Annotated in this window: 1 protein-coding gene; it reads left to right on the plus strand. The window is 38.4% G+C overall.

The window, feature by feature from the left end; translation table 11 throughout:
- Positions 1-680: IS110 family RNA-guided transposase (locus tag CD33_RS00120; RefSeq protein WP_036196964.1), on the plus strand; the 680-nt coding region annotated here is incomplete at its 5' end.
- Positions 681-765 lie beyond the last annotated feature (85 nt).

Below are 765 nucleotides of genomic sequence, written 5' to 3' on the forward strand. Positions count from 1 at the left end.
CCTCTGAGTCTGTCTTAGAAGCTGGTGTGGAAGAAATTACTCAGTTTATAAACAAACACTGTAAAGCACGTTCATTAAAATGGGCGCATCAAAAAACAGAGGAATTGATCGCAGCTGCAAAACGCAACCCATTTCAATCAACTCTTTATCATAGTCTACTTGTCAGTCTAAATATGTATATAGATTTACTCCAAGCGTACCACCACCAACTTTCTACGTTGGAGCGTGAGATTGATCAGTTAGCGGTACAACTTGAAGAATATGAGCTACTCCAAACAATTCCCGGTGTAGGTGAAAAAATCGCTGCAACGATTATTTCTGAAATCGGAGAAATTGATCGGTTTAGTCACCCAAAAAAGTTAGTTGCCTTTGCAGGACTTGATCCAAGTGTGTTTGAATCAGGACGTTTTAAAGGTACAAAAAATCATATTACCAAACGTGGATCAGCTAGGCTTCGCCGTATGCTTTATACAGCAGTTCGCTGCTCTATTCGTGATAGCCGTAAAAAGAAAACAACCGATGAGACCATAGCACGAAATAAGAGATTAAGAGCCTTCTACGACTTGAAACGCGAAGAAGGTAAACCATACAGAGTAGCTATTATTGCATGTGCTAATAAGCTTTTACACTGGGTTTATGCGATGTTAAAAACAAAAACACCATTCCAAGAAACTATTTAGTAACAACTTTTTCCAATACAACAAAAACCTTCCAAATTGGATTCGGAGGGTTATTTGGGTTGCACATTTTTAGTATAGCATGAAG

Origin of the sequence: Ureibacillus sinduriensis BLB-1 = JCM 15800, assembly GCF_000772955.1 — a bacterium.
In the GTDB taxonomy this organism is placed as follows: Bacteria; Bacillota; Bacilli; order Bacillales_A; family Planococcaceae; genus Ureibacillus; species Ureibacillus sinduriensis.